Annotated in this window: 15 protein-coding genes; all 15 read right to left on the bottom strand. The window is 62.3% G+C overall.

Annotation, left to right across the window (positions count from 1 at the left end):
* Positions 1-77: 77 nt before the first annotated feature.
* The 15 genes from metK to HT585_RS01670 all read right to left on the bottom strand — a co-directional run bounded on the left by metK (position 78) and on the right by HT585_RS01670 (position 17,195).
* Positions 78-1,316, bottom strand: coding sequence for a methionine adenosyltransferase (metK, locus tag HT585_RS01740; RefSeq protein WP_173418827.1), 1,239 nt, complete (start codon positions 1,314-1,316; stop codon positions 78-80).
* 197 nt (positions 1,317-1,513) lie between these two features.
* Positions 1,514-1,930 carry a helix-turn-helix domain-containing protein gene (locus HT585_RS01735; RefSeq protein WP_077502973.1) on the bottom strand — a complete coding sequence of 139 codons (417 nt, stop codon included), beginning with the start codon at positions 1,928-1,930 and terminating at the stop codon, positions 1,514-1,516.
* 148 nt (positions 1,931-2,078) lie between these two features.
* A complete protein-coding gene (gene lnt / locus HT585_RS01730) occupies positions 2,079-3,674 on the bottom strand; it encodes an apolipoprotein N-acyltransferase (RefSeq protein WP_176352152.1) in 1,596 nt (531 codons plus the stop codon).
* A gap of 228 nt (positions 3,675-3,902) precedes the next feature.
* Positions 3,903-5,066: a hemolysin family protein gene (locus HT585_RS01725; protein WP_176351349.1), complete on the bottom strand. Its 1,164-nt coding sequence runs from the start codon at positions 5,064-5,066 to the stop codon at positions 3,903-3,905.
* A 12-nt stretch (positions 5,067-5,078) separates the two neighbouring features.
* Positions 5,079-5,585 carry an rRNA maturation RNase YbeY gene (ybeY, locus tag HT585_RS01720; protein WP_176351348.1) on the bottom strand — a complete coding sequence of 169 codons (507 nt, stop codon included), beginning with the start codon at positions 5,583-5,585 and terminating at the stop codon, positions 5,079-5,081.
* Between the two features lie 18 nt (positions 5,586-5,603).
* The gene (locus tag HT585_RS01715) at positions 5,604-6,659 is read right to left on the bottom strand and encodes a PhoH family protein (RefSeq protein ID WP_176351347.1); all 1,056 of its coding nucleotides are present in this window, start codon (positions 6,657-6,659) and stop codon (positions 5,604-5,606) included.
* Between the two features lie 26 nt (positions 6,660-6,685).
* Entirely contained in the window at positions 6,686-8,083 is a 1,398-nt protein-coding gene (miaB, locus tag HT585_RS01710) for a tRNA (N6-isopentenyl adenosine(37)-C2)-methylthiotransferase MiaB (RefSeq protein WP_176351346.1), read from the bottom strand.
* A 56-nt stretch (positions 8,084-8,139) separates the two neighbouring features.
* A complete protein-coding gene (olsA, locus tag HT585_RS01705) occupies positions 8,140-8,946 on the bottom strand; it encodes a lyso-ornithine lipid O-acyltransferase (RefSeq protein ID WP_176351345.1) in 807 nt (268 codons plus the stop codon).
* 93 nt (positions 8,947-9,039) lie between these two features.
* The gene (locus tag HT585_RS01700; protein WP_176351344.1) at positions 9,040-9,537 is read right to left on the bottom strand and encodes a GNAT family N-acetyltransferase; all 498 of its coding nucleotides are present in this window, start codon (positions 9,535-9,537) and stop codon (positions 9,040-9,042) included.
* 6 nt (positions 9,538-9,543) lie between these two features.
* The gene (gene tsaB, locus HT585_RS01695) at positions 9,544-10,203 is read right to left on the bottom strand and encodes a tRNA (adenosine(37)-N6)-threonylcarbamoyltransferase complex dimerization subunit type 1 TsaB (RefSeq protein WP_176351343.1); all 660 of its coding nucleotides are present in this window, start codon (positions 10,201-10,203) and stop codon (positions 9,544-9,546) included.
* Between the two features lie 121 nt (positions 10,204-10,324).
* Positions 10,325-10,891 carry a NifU family protein gene (locus tag HT585_RS01690; RefSeq protein ID WP_077502982.1) on the bottom strand — a complete coding sequence of 189 codons (567 nt, stop codon included), beginning with the start codon at positions 10,889-10,891 and terminating at the stop codon, positions 10,325-10,327.
* A 106-nt stretch (positions 10,892-10,997) separates the two neighbouring features.
* Positions 10,998-11,489 (bottom strand): universal stress protein, encoded by a 492-nt coding sequence (locus HT585_RS01685; RefSeq protein ID WP_176351342.1) that lies wholly within the window; start codon positions 11,487-11,489, stop codon positions 10,998-11,000.
* A gap of 52 nt (positions 11,490-11,541) precedes the next feature.
* Positions 11,542-12,606: a tryptophan--tRNA ligase gene (gene trpS, locus HT585_RS01680; RefSeq protein WP_176351341.1), complete on the bottom strand. Its 1,065-nt coding sequence runs from the start codon at positions 12,604-12,606 to the stop codon at positions 11,542-11,544.
* 144 nt (positions 12,607-12,750) lie between these two features.
* Positions 12,751-14,355 carry a murein biosynthesis integral membrane protein MurJ gene (gene murJ / locus HT585_RS01675; protein WP_176351340.1) on the bottom strand — a complete coding sequence of 535 codons (1,605 nt, stop codon included), beginning with the start codon at positions 14,353-14,355 and terminating at the stop codon, positions 12,751-12,753.
* Positions 14,352-17,195, bottom strand: a complete 2,844-nt coding sequence (locus tag HT585_RS01670; RefSeq protein WP_176351339.1) for a [protein-PII] uridylyltransferase — start codon at positions 17,193-17,195, stop codon at positions 14,352-14,354. Before HT585_RS01670 ends, murJ begins: the two co-directional genes overlap by 4 nt.
* Between the last annotated feature and the right edge of the window lie 130 nt (positions 17,196-17,325).

Below are 17,325 nucleotides of genomic sequence, written 5' to 3'. Positions count from 1 at the left end.
GGCGGACACCCCTTTCGGGGGCATCCGCCTTTCAGCTTTAGCGGCCGGACGTTCTGTGTCCGGCAAATGTCGAAGCGTCAAGCCCCGATGGCTTCCTTGAGCGGCTTGACCAGATCAAGCTTCTCCCAGGAGAACGAGCCGTCACGGCCGGCCTTGCGGCCAAAGTGGCCATAGGCTGCGGTCTTGGCGTAGATCGGCTTGTTGAGGTCGAGGTGGCGACGGATGCCGGTCGGCGACAGGTCCATCGTCTTGCGGATCGCATCTTCCACCTGGTCCTCGGAGACCTTGCCGGTGCCGTGCAGGTCGACATAGACCGAGAGCGGCTGAGCAACGCCGATGGCGTAGGACAGCTGGATCGTGCAACGGTCGGAAAGACCGGCAGCAACGACGTTCTTGGCAAGGTAGCGCGCTGCATAGGCAGCCGAACGGTCGACCTTGGTCGTGTCCTTGCCCGAGAAGGCGCCGCCGCCGTGCGGAGCGGCACCACCGTAGGTGTCGACGATGATCTTGCGGCCGGTCAAGCCGGCGTCACCATCCGGGCCGCCGATGACGAACTTGCCGGTCGGGTTGATGTACCAGGTGCAATCGGCGGCGATCTTCAGATCGTCGAGCGCTTCGCGGATATAGGGCTCGACAACCGCACGAACCTTGGCCGAATCCCAGCTCTCGTCGAGATGCTGGGTGGACAGAACGATCGAGACGACTTCCGCCGGCTTGCCGTCGACGTAGCGGACGGTAACCTGGCTCTTGGCATCAGGACCAAGCTTGGCGACTTCACCGTCGCCCTTCTTGCGGGCCGCAGCGAGCAGATGCAGGATGCGGTGCGAATAATAGAGCGGCGCCGGCATCAGCTCAGAGGTTTCGCGGCAGGCGTAACCGAACATGATGCCCTGGTCGCCTGCACCTTCTTCGCCCTGCTTGTCAGACGCGTTGTCGACGCCTTGAGCAATATGTGCGGACTGGAAGTGGAGGAGAACGTCGATCTTCGCCGTCTTCCAGTGGAAACCGTCCTGCTCGTAGCCGATGTCGCGGATCGCCTTGCGCGCGGCGGACTTGAACTTCGAGGGGTTGATGACGTCGTTGCCGTTCTTGTCCTTCTTCAGAAGGCTCGGCGGCAGACGGACTTCGCCGGCGATCACGACGCGGTTCGTCGTCGCCAGCGTTTCGCAGGCAATGCGTACGCCCCAGGGATCGACACCGGTCTTGGCAGCTTCACGGTAGACCAGATCGACGATCTCGTCGGAGATACGGTCACATACTTTGTCCGGATGGCCCTCGGCCACGGATTCACTCGTGAACAGGTAGTTTGAACGCATGCGGGAATTCCCCTCAAGAAGATAAGCGCTGGCATCGTGTTAGTGGTTTTGCGCCCGAAAAACAAGCGAACAACGACATAAATATATCTTTATATCAACAACGGCGCCAATCACTTCGAATATCAGAGGGAAACGGCGGGCAAGAAAAAAGCGGCACCAATGGCCGCTTTGTTTTCCAATTCCGATGGGTTTTGGGACTATTCGCTCTCTGCTTCCGCAGCCAGCGCCTTGACGAGATCGACGAGCTTGCGACGCACCTTGGGATCGGTGATCTTGACGAAAGCACGATTGAGCTGAAGCCCTTCCGAGGAGGAGAGGAAGTCGACGACGTAGTTCGAGCTCGAGGCTTCGGCCAGGCCGGAAGCGCTGGTGTTTTCACCGGGAGCGTCTTCGAAGAAGAAGGAAACAGGGACATTCAGGATGCCGGAAATGTTCTGCAACCGGCTGGCACCAACGCGGTTCGTGCCTTTTTCATACTTCTGGATCTGCTGAAACGTGATGCCCAGGCTTTCGCCCAGCTTTTCCTGGCTCATGCCAAGCATCGTGCGGCGAAGACGAATCCGGCTACCGACGTGAATGTCGATCGGGTTCGGCTTCTTCTTGTTTTCCATCATATCTGCGTTCCTAAACACGCTGTTTTCAATCATCCACGGACTGACAGGGGGACACCGCCCACCGCTGCAACCGCAACGGTGAAGACAAAAGAGTCGCCACAGCAGAAACCGATGGTGCGGACCACTATGCAATTTTAGGGGTTTTAGGTCAATTCTTCCTAATATTAAAACTAACACGCGAGAAGACTGCAACCAGCAGGAGGAAGATTGCGCACAACCCGAAAATTCGGCTACGTATGACCTCATTCGTGGGCGTAGGAAGCCTTCCCGGCAGAATTGTGTCGACCACTCCCCTATAATTGTACGCTAATCCTACCACTAAAACCCCACGTGCATCAACAATCGCTGATATACCATTATTGGCTGCACGGATAAGGGGTACTCCCGTTTCCACTGCACGCAACTGCGCCTGATGGAAGTGCTGGCGCGGGCCTGGCGTGTCGCCGAACCACGCATCATTGGTGATGTTGAGCAGTGCGTCGACGCCGCGTGCGTCCGTGCCGATCTCGCCGGGGAAGATCGCCTCGTAGCAGATGAGCGGGTAAAAGGTGCGACCACCCGGCAAGGTCAACAGGGAGCGAGTCTTGGCGGCCGAGAAGCCGCCCGGCATGGCGGCAGCCACCGAACTCAAGCCCCAGGACATCAGCAGATCTTCGAACGGAAGGTATTCACCAAAGGGAACAAGATGCACCTTGTCGGCGGCGCCGATGATCTGGCCACGCCCGTCGATGACGTAGATCGAATTGTAATAGCGCGGCGGCAGGCCGGCTCCTGCATCTTCCGCGCGCACCGCGCCGGCAATGAGGATCTGCTCGTCGTCGAGGACTTCGGCAATGCGCGCGAGCGCATCGGGGCTGTCTGTGAGGACGAAAGGGATCGAGGTTTCCGGCCAGACGACGATGTCGGGCTTCCTGGCGCCGCCTTCGGCGGGTACTGCGGTCAAGGCGAGATGTTCCTCGAAGATCGCGCCGCGCTCGTTGTCATCGAGCTTCTTGGCCTGATCGATCACCGGCTGGACGAGGCGAACGGCCAACGGCTGATCCGGTCCGGCCGGCGCCGGCAGCGCAAGCCGATAAAATCCGAAGCCGATATGTGCGGCACAGAGCGCGACGGCAAGGCTGAGACCAATCCAGCCGCCCTTGCCCGTCCCGGCAAGGGCCGGGGCCGCGAAGACGAATACCGCCAGCATGTTGATGGTCGCGAGGCTGACGACGCTGGCCGACTGCATCATTACCGGCATCGGCATCGCCGCATAGCCGATAGCGTTCCAGGGAAACCCGGTGAAGATGAAGGAGCGCAACCATTCGGCAAGACCGAAGCCCAATGCCAATGCCGCGATCCTCCCCACGCCATCCGACCACAGGATGCGGGCAATCAGGGTTGCGAGTGCGTAGAACACGGCAAGGCAGGCCGGAAGCCCGACGACCGCGAGCGGCAGCGCCCAGGCGAAGCTGTCCGCCTCCACCAGCAGCACGTTCCCAAGCCACCAGAGCCCTCCGAGGAAGTAACCGAAGCCGAAGGCCCAGCCGATGGACACCGCCGGCCAGAGCCGGCGGATCAACCCGCCATCCGGGTGACCGGTCGCTCCGTCGAGCAGCCAGACCAGGATCGGAAAGGAGAGGAAGGCGGCCGCAAAGATGCCGAACGGCGGTTGTGTCAGAACAGCCAGGAGCCCCGCGACAAAGGCCAGAAATAGCCGGGGCGCGCCCGACAGAAGCATGATCCTGCCAGCCAGTCTTTCCATGCAGCCTCCTGTTGGCGCAGGCCGCAGAACACGGACGCTGCGCGGGAAGAACAACCGAATCAGTTGCCGGCAGTGTTCCAAAAAAGTAGCTGCTTGTCCCCTTTGCAGCACCAGGCGTCGAATTTGATGCACACATTGGACGCCACCGGTCGATGACCGGTTACCGTTCCCGGCGAAGATCGAGATCGAGATCGAGAGCTTCGCTGGGAATGCAGTTGGTGAACAGGGCTATTGTTCGCTGGCCGACGCTTGCTGCGGCTCGGTGCCGTTACCGCGATTGGCGGGCAGCTGTTCCTGTGCCAGTTCGCCCTCCGGGCGCACCACGCGGCGACGGGCCGGCGGACGCTTGCGCATGATGCGCACGCGCTTGACGCGTCGTGGATCGGCATCAAGGATCTGGAATTCGAAGCCGGGAAGCGCCTGCACCACCTCGCCCCGGACCGGAATGCGTCCGAGCGAGGCGAAGATCAGGCCGCCGAGCGTATCGACATCCTCGAGTTGTTCGCGCACGTCGAAATCGGAGCCGATCGCCTCGGCGATCTCCTCCAGCTCGACGCGGGCATCGGCGACGAAGATATCCTCGGAGGTCTTGGCGAACATGACCTCGTCATCGTCATGCTCGTCCTCGATGTCGCCGACGACCATCTCGACGATGTCTTCGAGCGAAACGAGACCGTCGGTCCCGCCATATTCGTCGATGACGAGCGCCATCTGGATGCGGGCCGCCTGCATGCGCTGCATCAGGTCCGACGCGAGCATCGACGGCGGCACGAACAGAAGCTGGCGGATGATGCCCGCCTCCTCCAGCGACTTGCCGAGATCGACACGCGACAGATCGAAGGTCGCCTTGGGCGATCGCGGCGCCTTCTCGGCTGAACCGGACGCGGCAGCGGTCTGTGCCTTGCCGTTGCGACGGCGGTTGCGGGCCTGCTTGGTGACATAGGCGAGCAGGTCGCGGATGTGCACCATGCCGCGCGGATCGTCGAGACCTTCATTATAGACCGGCATGCGCGAGCGGCCGGACTCCTCGAAGATCACCATCAGTTCACCGATGGTGATGCTCTGGTCGACGGCCTCTATGTCGGCGCGCGGAACCATGACGTCCTCGACGCGCACTTCGCGGAAGCGCAGGATGTTGTTTAGCATCGCCCGCTCTTCGGGCGAAAATGCCGTGTTGCTGTCGGCGTCCGTCAGCAGTGCGTCGGCAAGGTCCTCGCGGAGGCTCGAAGGATTGGCGCCACGCAAAATGCGCGCCGCACGGCTCCAGAAGGACGAAGTGGATTTGGTGCCCTCTTGTCGAGTGGCGGTGCTACTACTGCCCGCCTCCGCCTCTCCGGAGGCATCGGCCTCCTCGGTCGCCATTGCGACGGGCTGTGTTTTAAAGTCGCTCATTGGTCCAAACTGTTAATCCGGGGATCGGTCCCCGTAGGGATCAGATAAGCCAAGACGCGCTAAAATGCGAGTCTCCAGGCTTTCCATTCTTTCGGCTTCATCATCTACCATATGATCATAACCGAAAAGATGCAGGAATCCATGCACGAGAAGATGCGTCAGATGCGCATCGAAGGTCTTTTCGAGATCTGCAGCTTCGCGCTCCAGCGTCTCGCGTGCCACGATGATGTCGCCGAGCATCGGTCCCGGCATCTTGCCTGGTGTAATCGGGAAGGCCGGGAAGGACAGGACGTTGGTCGGCTTGTCCTGGCTGCGCCATTCGGCATTGATCGTGCGAATGGAGGCGTCGTCGGTGAAAACCAGCGACAGCTCGGGCTGCATCTTCGGAAACGGCTGGCGCTCTTCCGTCAACAGGAAGGCCGCCGCTGCCTCAAGCACCGGCAACGAAAAGGCGAGAAGCGTGTCTTCGTCGGGCCAATCGCCCTCTTCGACACTGATCTGGATATCCAATGCGGTCATGATCGCAACGACCGCCAATCAGCGGTCGCCCTGCTCGCTTTCGTCGTGCACGGCCGTCTGCGCCTCGTAGGCCCTGACGATGCGCGCCACCATCGGATGGCGCACGACGTCGACGTCCTTGAAACGGATTTCCGAAACGCCTTCGACGCCGCGAAGAATCTGCAAGGCCTCGACCAGACCCGACTTGACGCCGCGCGGCAGGTCGACCTGGCTCGGGTCACCCGTCACGATCATCCGGCCATTTTCGCCAAGACGGGTCAGGAACATCTTCATCTGCATCGACGTGGTGTTCTGTGCCTCGTCGAGGATGACGGCGGCATTGCCAAGCGTTCGACCGCGCATGAAGGCGAGCGGTGCGATTTCGATGACGCCTGCCGTGATGGCCCGCTCCACCTTGTCGCCCGGCATCATGTCGTAGAGCGCGTCATAGAGTGGCCGAAGATAGGGATCGACCTTCTCCTTCATGTCACCCGGCAGGAAGCCGAGGCGCTCGCCGGCTTCAACGGCCGGACGGGAAAGCACGATGCGGTCGACGGCGCCACGCTCAAGCAGCTGGGCCGCATGGGCAACCGCGAGGTAGGTCTTGCCGGTACCGGCCGGACCGACGCCGAAGACGAGTTCGGAACGCTCCAGCGCGCGGATATAGGCATCCTGCGTCGGTGTGCGGGCAACGATCGTCTTCTTGCGCGTTGAAATCTGCGCCATCGTCAATTTGGCTTTTTTCTCCATGGTCGGCAATTGTAGCTGATCATCGGCGGCGACCGCCATCCGGATCGCGCCTTCCACATCCGACGTATCGATCGAGCCGCCGCTCTGCAACCGTCCATAGAGGAAATCGAGGGCGCGACGCGCCTGATTGGTAGCGACGACGTCGCCCGAGATCGCAACGGAATTGCCGCGCGGATGCGCTTCGATCCGAAGCCGCTGCTCGAGGAGCTTCAGGTTCTGGTCGAACTGCCCGAAGAGTTCGCTCGCGAACCGGTTGTTCTCGAAAGTGAGCACGAAGTGATTGGCGTCTGTCGCAGTTGTTTTCGACTGGCGCGATGATGAAGAGATCAGTTCGTGTCCGTTCAAGCGGTTCAGGCTCCTGTTTTCGGTCCTTACCCGATCATCTCGGCAAACAGACTGTTGGATCCTGCCTTGATGATTCGCACCTTGATAATGTCACCGATTTGCGATGCTTTTGCATCAACATTCACGGGCTGAAGCCAGGGCGAACGACCGACGAGTTGCCCGGGCATGCGGCCCGGCTTCTCCAGAAGCAGGTCGATTTCGCGCCCGACGCAGGATTCGGCGAAGGCGCGTTGCTGGGAAATCAGCAAAGCCTGCAATCTTTCCAGACGCTTGGCTTTGACGTCCTCTGGAACCTGTTCGTCGAGTTCGGCGCCGGGCGTGCCCGGACGGGTGGAATATTTGAACGAAAATGCCTGTGCATAACCCACGGCCTCGATGAGCCGGATCGTGTCTTCGAAGTCCTCGTCGGTCTCGCCGGGGAAGCCGACGATGAAATCGCCCGACAAAGCGAGGTCGGGCTGCACCGCGCGGATACGCTCGATCAGGGCGAGATATTCGGCCGCCGTATGCCGCCTGTTCATCGCCTTGAGGATGCGGTCGGAGCCCGCCTGCACCGGCAGGTGCAGATAGGGCATCAGCTTCGGCATGGAGCGATGCGCCTCGATCAGGCTGTCATCCATGTCGCGTGGATGGCTGGTGGTGTAGCGCAGCCGCGCCAACCCCTCGATGTCGCCAAGACACTGCAGAAGATCGCCGAGCCCCCATTCGCGACCATCGGGACCAAGACCATGCCAGGCGTTGACGTTCTGGCCGAGCAGGGTGATTTCGCGCACGCCGGCCTCGACCAGTTTTTGCGCTTCGGACAGAATCTGGGCGACGGGGCGGGAAACCTCCGATCCGCGCGTATAAGGAACGACGCAGAAGGTGCAGAACTTGTCGCAGCCTTCCTGCACCGTCAGGAACGCCGTCACACCGCGCGCCCGGGTCCTGGCCTTGTCGGGCGCCGGCAGATGCTCGAACTTGTCCTCGACCGCATAATCTGTCTGGACGACACGCTCGCCGTTGCGGGCGCGCTTCAGCGCTTCCGGCAGGCGGTGATAGGTGGTCGGGCCGATGACGAGATCGACGGCCGGCGCCCGGCGCAGGATCTCGTTGCCCTCGGCCTGCGCGACGCAGCCGGCAACGCCAATCACCATCTCGCGGCCTTCGAGCGCCTTCGCCTTCTTCAGATCGCGCAGGCGGCCAAGCTCGGAATAGACCTTTTCTGCCGCCTTCTCGCGGATGTGACAGGTGTTGAGCAGGACGAAGTCGGCATCCTCAAGCACATCCGTCGAGACATAGCCGTCGCGCGTCAACGCATCCGACATGCGGTCGCTGTCGTAGACGTTCATCTGACAGCCGTAGGTCTTTACGAAAACCTTGCGGGCCGGCGTGCGTTCGTCGCCCGTTACGGGCGTCGTCAGAAGAGCTGTTTCCTGGGTCATGCCGGTTCTTTAGTGCAAAGCGGGCCGGAATTGAAGTATTTTCACCGGCCGTCCGGTCACGATGCTCTCGGCCCGGCCCGCCCTCGCAGGCGGTCCGACAGCATCGAACGGATGCGCTGCTCGATGATGCGGCTGACTTCCTTGCGATTGGTGTGGTGGTCGTAGTCGACGGCCTCGCCGAAATCGACATCCACCTCGATGGCGCCTTCACGCAAGATGCCGAGCAGATGGGGCGCAAGGCCGGTATCTCCGGGCCATGCGGCGATCGGGCGGTTGAAGCGCCCCATCGGCATTCCGTGAATGCCCGTATAGGAGATAGCCACCGGCTGGACGTGCACCAGACCGGTCGGGGAATGCGGCACGGCAGAGGCGGCAGCGCCGAACAGCGACGTCTTGATCTCAAGCAGGCGGTTGCCGTCCGAGGTCGTGCCTTCGGGGAAGAGCACCACGATCTCGCCGCCGGCGAGCCGCTGGCCGATCTCGCTCACCTGTTTTCCTGTCGCCCGCTTCTGCTCGCGCACGACGAAGATCGAAGCCTGCAGCCGTGCGAGAACGCCGAAGACCGGCCATTCCTTGACCTCGGACTTGGCGACGAAGACGACATCGGCCACCGAAGACAGGACCAGGATATCCTTCCACGAAGCATGGTTGGCGCACAGAAGCAGGGGCCGGCGGCGGTCGGGTATACCGTGCACCCGCACCTTGATGCCGAGCAGGTAGCAGGCCATGCGGTGCCAGTAGCGCGGCAACAGGCGGCGCGGCTTCAGATCCAGCCAGAGGCAGACGATCTGCACCGGCATCAGCACGAGCGACGCAAGCGCCAGCACCAGCGCAAAAAGGGCGATGCGCAGCCAATTGATCATCGAAAAGGATTTCCTGCGCCGTTCACGCACCACTCCGCATGGTTGTGCGAAGGCTTGGCTCATCCGATACGTGCCAAACCAATCGTGTTCGCACTAGCGAAGATCGAGCCGCATGACAAGCGCGGCAGTGCGCTGTCCTGTCTTGTCCTGATAATAGGCACCGCGTTCGCCGACCTTGAGGAAGCCAAGCTTGCGGTAGAGTCCGATCGCGGCCTGATTGGTCTCGTCCACCTCGAGGAAGAGCGTGTCCGATCCCTTGACCGAGGCTTCGCGCATCGCCGCCTGCATCAGCCGCCAGCCGAGGCCGGAGCGGGCATAACGGGGATCGACGCCGATCGTCAGGATTTCGGCTTCGCCGGCAACAGCGCGTGACAGCACGAAACCACCGAAGGCGGGCCGCAACGAACCGTTGGTCTGGCGGGCGACGAAACCGAACACCGTGTCCTGGACCAGCAGAGCATGGATTTCACCATCGCTCCAAGGAGAGGCGAAGCGCTGGCGATGCAGGCCGGCAGCAGCCATGAGATCCGGCTCCTCCAGCGGGAAGATGTCGAACTCGGCACGGCGCGTGAAGTAGTCGGTGAAACTCATCGGGGTCTAGGCTCGGGTCACGGCGAAGCCCGCTTGCGGCTTGGCGTCGGGGCCCCGAAGATATAGGGGCTTCGGCTTGGCCGAGGCTGGATCTGCGCTGGCACCAAGCCGGGCGACCACTGCAATATCGACAAGCTCGGCAGTCTTGACCGGCGTCACGGAGGTCAGGAGTTCGGCGCCCGAACCGGCAACGCACCCCTCAAAACCGGCAAAGCGGTCGCGCGCGGTGATGACCGGGAGCGCTTCCGGCTCAGTGACGGCATGGCCCGCCGCATCGAACGCCTGGAGATAGACTTCGTCGCGCTTGGCGTCGATGGCGACTAGAACCGCTTTGCCCGGCGCCGCGGCACGGGCTTCCTCCGCGAGAACGTGAAGTGAGGAAATGCCGACTGCCGGTTTGCCAAGCGCAAGCGCCAGACCGCGCGCGGTCGCGACCCCGACACGGATACCGGTAAACGATCCCGGGCCGATGGTAACGGCGATGCGATCGATATCGCCAATCGGGCGATCGGCGCTGGCGAGCGCCGCGTCGACGAACTCCATCAGCCGTTCGGCATGGCCGCGGCCGATGTCGGCCCCGGATTGTCCGAGAACGGCGTCAGAGCCACTGTCATAGATGGCAGCGGAACAGCCGGACCCGGAGGTGTCGATGGCAAGGACGATCATTTCAGTTGCAGCAGTTCCAGACGCATCTCGCCGCGTCGCCCCGATGGCATCGCGGTCACGCTTACTCGACAAAGACAGGCGGCCACGGCCCCGAAGGGCGCAGCCGTTCGCCATCGCGATATCAGACGGCTTCGACCGCTTCCACCTCGGGCACGAAGTGGCGCAGCAGGTTCTGCACACCATGCTTCAAAGTTGCCGTCGACGACGGGCAACCGGAGCAGGCGCCCTTCATGTTCAGGAACACGGTGCCATCCTTGAAGCCGCGGAAGGTGATGTCGCCACCGTCCTGCGCAACGGCGGGGCGAACCCGGGTTTCGAGCAGTTCCTTGATGGTGGCGACAATGGTCTCGTCGCCCGGCTCGAAGAACTCGTCTTCCTCATCCAGCTGCTCGGCACGACCGGCACCGGCCATGATCGGCGCGCCGGACATGAAGTGTTCCATGATCGAGCCGAGGATGGCGGGCTTCAGGTGCTGCCACTCCTGCCCGTCCTTGCTGACGGTGATGAAGTCGTAGCCGAAATAGACGCCGCTGACGCCGGGGATCGAGAACAGGCGGGCAGCAAGCGGCGAGCCGGCACGCGCTTCTTCCTCGTCGCGGAATTCGGCGGTGCCGTTTTCCAGCACGACCTTGCCCGGCAGGAACTTGAGCGTGGCCGGGTTCGGCGTGGCTTCGGTCTGGATGAACATGTTTTTCTCCGTCTCGCCGGGATCGGTCCTCAACCGGCTCTTTAGAATAGTTCAAAAGAATATATGATCTTCGTTCCGCCCCCGCAAGGGCGCAAAGGGACGCAGCTCAGCTCAGCGCGTCGATTTCCTCGTCGGTGAGGAGATCCGGGATGACGGTTACCGGGATCGGGAAGGCGGCCGCCTTACCTGCGATCGACGATACCAGCGGACCGGGGCCTTCCTTTGCCGAGCCTGCGGCCAGAACGAGGATGGCGATGTCGCGATCCTCTTCGATGGCCGAATGGATCTGCTCGGTCGCGGCCCCTTCGCGGATGACGATTTCGGGCTCTATCCCGATGCGCTCGCGCACGGACTGCGCCACCTTGGCAAGGGTGGCTTCCGCCTCTTCGCGGGCTTCGGCACGCATAATTTCCTCGACCCCCAGCCATTGCTGGAAGTCGCCGTCGGCGATGATGTAGAGCAAGACGAGACCGCCATTGGAATTCTTGGCGCGCATGCCAGCATAGTGCACGGCGCGGCCGCATTCCGGGGTATCGTCGATCACCGCCATGAATTTGCGGCGGTGACCTTCAAGTCGTGAGAGTCGGGTCGAGACCATGCGGCGAACATTACATTCCAGATTATCCGCCGCAAGGTCTCATTTTCGTCTATTACTGCAGAAACCCGATGATATCGCGAACCTCGTGCATGGTCTTTTCCGCACGCGCCCGAGCACGCTCGCCGCCGTTGCGAAGAATGGCGTCGATATGGGCGGTATCGCCCATCAAGCGACGCATCTCGCCGGTGATCGGCGCGAGAACCTCGACCGCCAGATCCACCAGAGCCGGCTTGAACACCGAGAACTGCTGGCCACCGAACTCGCCCAGAACCTCTTCCTTGGTCTTGTCGGAAAGGGCTGCGTAGATGCCGACGAGGTTGTCCGCCTCGGGACGGCCCTTGAGGCCGTCGATTTCGCTCGGCAACGCGTCCGGATCGGTCTTGGCCTTGCGGATCTTCTTGGAGATGGTTTCGGCGTCGTCCATCAGGTTGATGCGCGAAAGATCCGACGGATCGGACTTCGACATCTTCTTGGTGCCATCGCGCAGCGACATGACGCGGGGCGTAGCGCCGCCGATCAGCGGCTCCACCGGCGGGAAATAGGCGTGAACAGGCTCTTCGCCGACGACGGTGTCGACGCCATAGCCGCGGGCGCGGATGTGCTCCATGAAGTCGATGTTGAACTTCTGGGCGATGTCGCGCGTCAGTTCGAGATGCTGCTTCTGGTCGTCGCCGACGGGAACATGCGTGGCGCGATAGACGAGGATGTCGGCGGCCATCAGGCTCGGATAGGCAAGCAGGCCGAGCGACGCATTCTCGCGGTCCTTGCCGGCCTTGTCCTTGAACTGGGTCATCCGGTTCATCCAGCCGATGCGGGCGACGCAGTTGAAGATCCAGGCGAGTTCCGCATGCTGCGGCACCGCCGACTGATTGAAGACGATGTGCTTTTCCGGATCGATGCCGGACGCGATGAAGGCGGCGGCGATCGAGCGGATCTGCCCCTTCAGGTCCTCGTGCACGAGCTGGGCCGTGATCGAATGCAAGTCGACGACGCAATAGATGCAGTCGTTGTTTTCCTGCAGGGCCACGAACTTGCGGATCGCGCCGAGATAATTGCCGAGATGGAGGTTGCCCGTCGGCTGTACGCCGGAAAATACGAGCGGCTTGAATTCGTTCATGTCGTCCTCAATAGGCTGGTGGAGGGCCCCAGGGCTTGTCGCCCATGTAGCTAACGGCATGGCTTATGCACGTCGGAGGGTGCGCAATCAAGTGGCCCAAATCCAAGCGGCCGACGCCGATTAAGATAGGCATCGCCGGATGGTTCAGGCGTCCGCGTCCGGGGTCGGTGCAGGTTCTGCCTTGGCCTTCGCCTTGCGCTTCATGTTGCGGCGAATCATGCCGAGATTGGCGCCGCCGATGCCGAAGGCGATGGCGAAGTAGATCACCATGGCGACGGCAACCAGAGCGCAGAGCGTCGTCGCGCGCACGATCAGCGGCGCTGCCGACGACACTTCGTAGGCCAGCCATTGCAAGGCAAAGTGCAAGGCGACAGCCATGCCGGCGGCGGCGATGACGAGACGGGGAATGCGGGTCAGAAGCGGGATGTCACGACCCCAGTGGCCGCGCCAGACGAGCATGCCGAAGAGGAGCACGGCGTTGACCCAGCCGGCAACGATTTCCGCCGTTGCGATACCGCTCGCGCCCAGCCGCGGAAACAGTGTCAGTGCCAGCGACACGTTCACGGCCACGGAAATACCGGCAAAGACCATCGGCGTGCGGGTATCCTCGCGGGCAAAGAAGCCGGGGATGAACGCCTTGATCAGTACGAAGGCCGGCAAGCCGAGGCCGTAGATCGCCAGGATATGGCCGACGACCACGGTCGACGACGCCGAGAATTCACCGCGCTCGAACAGCAGCCGGACGATCGGCTCGGACATCACGAGCAGTGCGGCCGCCGCCGGCAATGTCAGGAACAGGGTGAATTCGACAGAGCGGTTCTGCAGGTTCGACGCCTCGTTGAGGTTGCCGGAGCGCAGCGCCCGCGCCAATTCCGGCAACAGCACCGTTGCGACCGCGATGCCGACGACCCCCAGCGGCAGCTGGTAGATGCGGTCAGCATAGACGAGCGAGGAGACGGCGCCCGCCTGAGCCGAGGCGATGTTGGTGTTGATCAAGAGGTTGATCTGGGTGATGCCGCCGGTGATCGCGGCCGGCAGCGCAAGCACCAGCAACCGCCGGACGTTGGACGTCAGCCGCGGCCGGCGGAAGCCGATCTTGATGCCGGCGTTGCGCACGGCCACCCAGACGATCGCCAGTTGCACGAGGCCTGCTGCCATCACGCCCCAGGAGAGGCCGTAGCCGACGGCAATCGGGTCTTGGCCGACGTACCAGGCATAACCGAGGATGCCGATCAGGATGATGTTGAGAAACACCGGCGCGATTGCGGCAGCGAAATAGCGATGCAGCGAATTCAGCATGCCGGCCATCATCGCGGCCAGCGACATGCAGGCGAGATAGGGGAACATGATCGTTGCAAAGACGATGGTATTGCCGAGCTTTTCCGGATCGTTGGCAAAGCCGGGGGCGATCAGGTTGCTGACGATGAAGGGCATCGTCAGTTCCATCGCGATCGTCAGGAACAAGAGCACCGTGAAGAGGACGCCGAAGACTTCCTCGGAGAAGCGCCGCGCGCCTTCCATGCCGTTCGCCTCGATCTCCTTGGCAAAGAGCGGCACGAAGGCGGAGTTGAACGCACCTTCGGCAAACAGCCGACGGAAGGTGTTGGGCAGACGAAAGGCGGTATTGAAGGCATCGGCGACCGGGCCGGTGCCAAGGGCTGCCGCCATGAAGGTTTCGCGGATGAAGCCGAACAGGCGGCTGCCGAGCGTGGCGCCGCCGACGGTTGCAAATTTCTTGACCAGACTCATGTTTCGGCTTTTGTCGTTCTTTGAGCGGAGGACGTGCCTGCGGCAGGCGCGATGATGCCGGACGGCATCCGGTCTCGAACCTCGTCGGCCTCATCGGCCATGACGGCTTTCAGGCGGGCGGCGATGTTCATCTGGCGGTTTTCACTGGTGACCTTCTGGCCGACGAGATCGGTGATGTAGAAGGTATCGATGACCTTCTCGCCGAAGGTGGTGATATGCGCCGAGGCAATGTCGAGCGACAGATCCGAGAGCACGGCAGTGATTTCCGACAGCAAGCCGGGGCGGTCGAGGCACTCGACCTCGATGACCGTGAACTTGTTCGACAGCGTGTTGCTGATCGTCACTTCCGGGGTCACGGTGAAGGCCTTGTTGCGCTTCTTCACCTTGGTGCGGCTGGCGATCACCTCGGGCAGCCGCTTGCGGCCCGACAACACGTCCTCGATCAGCTTGCCGATGCTTGCCGCCCGGCGCGTCTCGTCGCCGTCGACGGGAAACTCGCGGTTGACGAGAATGGTATCGAGCGCCCGGCCGTCCGACGTCGTGAAGATCTGCGCATCGACGATGTTGGCGCCGGCCGCGGCACAGGCGCCGGCGATGACCGTCAACAGCCGTGGGTGGTCGGGTGAAAGCACGGTGATTTCTGTGATCGCATGGAACTGGTGGGTGCGCACCATGGTCGACAGCGCCTTGCCGGCAGCATCGGCCTCGCGGATGAAGCGGGCGTGGCGGATCTGGTCTTCAAGCGCCACCGTTAACAGATAGGGCTGGTAGTGCAGCCGGACATAGGCTTCGCGCTCGCTTGGCGGCCAGTCGGTCAACGCGTCGCTCAGCATCGTTGCGGCATGGGCCGCACGCTCCTTGCGCGACAGCTCGGAGAAGCCGCCGGAAAGCAGGAGTTCGGTTTCGTAATAGAGCGTGCGGAGCAATTGCCCCTTCCAGCCGTTCCACACCCCCGGGCCGACGGCACGGATGTCGCAGACGGTGAGGACCAACAACATCTTCAGCCGGTCGAGCGACTGAACCCGCTCGGCAAAGTCGACGATGGTCTTGCGATCGTTGAGGTCGCGGGTCTGGGCGACCATCGACATCGTCAGGTGCTCGTCGATCAGCCAGGCGACAAGCTCGGTCTGCTTCGGCGTCAGGCCGAAGCGCGGGCAGAGCCGGCGCGCCACCTTGGCGCCGGCGACCGAATGATCCTCCGGCCGGCCCTTGGCGATATCGTGCAGAAGCACGGCGACATAGAGCACCTCGCGCTCCTCGATACCGGGCATCAGCTTGGCCACCAGCGGGTGGGCGTCCTCCTCGATGCCGCGCTCGACCCGCGAGAGAACGTCGACTGCACGCAGCAGATGCTCGTCCACCGTGTAGTGATGATACATGTTGAACTGCATCATAGAGACGATCTTGCCGAAGTCCGGAATGAAGCGGCCAAGCACGCCGGCTTCATTCATGCGGCGAAGAATGAGCTCCGGCTTGCGCCGCGAGGTCAGGATCGACAGGAACAGCCGGTTGGCTTCTTCACTCTCGCGCAGCTGCGGCTTGATCAGGCCGAGCGAGCGCGTCACCTGGCGAAGCGCCGCCGGGTGGAACTCGAGATTGTTGATGTCGGCGATGTGGAAGAAGCGCAGCAGATTGACCGGGTCGCGCTTGAAGACGTCGGGGCTTGCGAGCGCGATGCGCCCACCGTCATCGACGAAGTCGAGCGTGCCCGCGATCTTGCGGCTGCGATGGGTGAAGCGGCCGATGATCCCGGAAAGGCCCGGCGCGTCCTTGGCCTGCTGATCCTCAAGTGCTGCGCAGAAGATGCGGGTGAGGTCGCCGACGTCTTTCGCCACCAGGAAGTAGTGCTTCATGAAACGTTCGACCGCCGAAAGGCCCGGGTGGTCGTGATAACCGAGTGCCTCGGCGATCTCGCGCTGGATGTCGAAGGACAGCCGTTCCTCGGCCTTGCCGGTGAGGAAATGCATGTGGCAGCGTACTGCCCAGAGGAAATCCTCGGCCTTCTGGAACAGCTTGTATTCCGTTCGGGAGAGAACCCCGAGCTTCACGAGATCGGCCGAATCCTTGACCCGATAGAAATACTTGGCGATCCAGAACAACGTGTGAAGATCCCGGAGCCCGCCCTTGCCTTCCTTGACGTTGGGCTCGACGAGATAGCGCGTGTCGCCCGCCTTGCGGTGGCGCTCGTCGCGTTCGGCAAGCTTGGCGGCGATGAAATCCGGCCCGGTGTTCCGCACGATCTCATGGTCGAAGCGCGTTTCAAGCTCGGCCGCCAGCACCTCGGAGCCGCAGATGTAGCGGGTTTCAAGGATCGCGGTGCGGATCGTCATGTCGGCGCGCGAGAGCCTGATGCAGTCCTCGATCGTGCGCGTGGCGTGACCGACCTTGAAGCCCAGATCCCAGAGGATATAGAGCATGAACTCTATGGCCGGTTCGGCCCAGACGGCCTTCTTGACCGGCAGCAGGAACAGAAGGTCGATATCGGAGCCGGGCGCCAGCGTGCCGCGGCCATAACCGCCGACGGCAGCCACAGCGATGCGTGAAGCCGGTGGCGCATTGGCAGCGTCGAAAATCTCGTTGAGCACGAAATCATGCAGCACCGTGATCAGCTGGTCCTGAAGCCAGGAAATGCGCTCGGCGCAGAGAATGCCGCCGCCGTCGCCGGCAAACAGTTCGCGCGCCTTGGCGCGGCCTGCAATATTTGCCTGCTTGAAGGCAGCAAGCAGTGCCTGGCGCATCGGTTCGCGCTGCTCGGCGTGGGCCGAGGCGATGAAGTCGCATTTCGCCCGAAGCGCTGCGACATCGAGAATTTCGGGAAAGGAAGTTTCGTGTCTGCCCATGAAGTGCCGAGGGGCGTCCTGTCCGACTGGTTGCGTGGTCCGCTGCATGAAGAACATTCCTGCATGCTCCCATTCGATCAAGGCCGAACCGGGACCGTACAGTATTTCGAGTTACTACAGGCTCATCGCC

Source organism: Ensifer oleiphilus, assembly GCF_013371465.1.
In the GTDB taxonomy this organism is placed as follows: Bacteria; Pseudomonadota; Alphaproteobacteria; order Rhizobiales; family Rhizobiaceae; genus Ensifer; species Ensifer oleiphilus.
The sequence above is the reverse complement of the archived record's forward strand: the minus strand, read 5'-3'. Positions and strand labels throughout refer to the sequence as shown.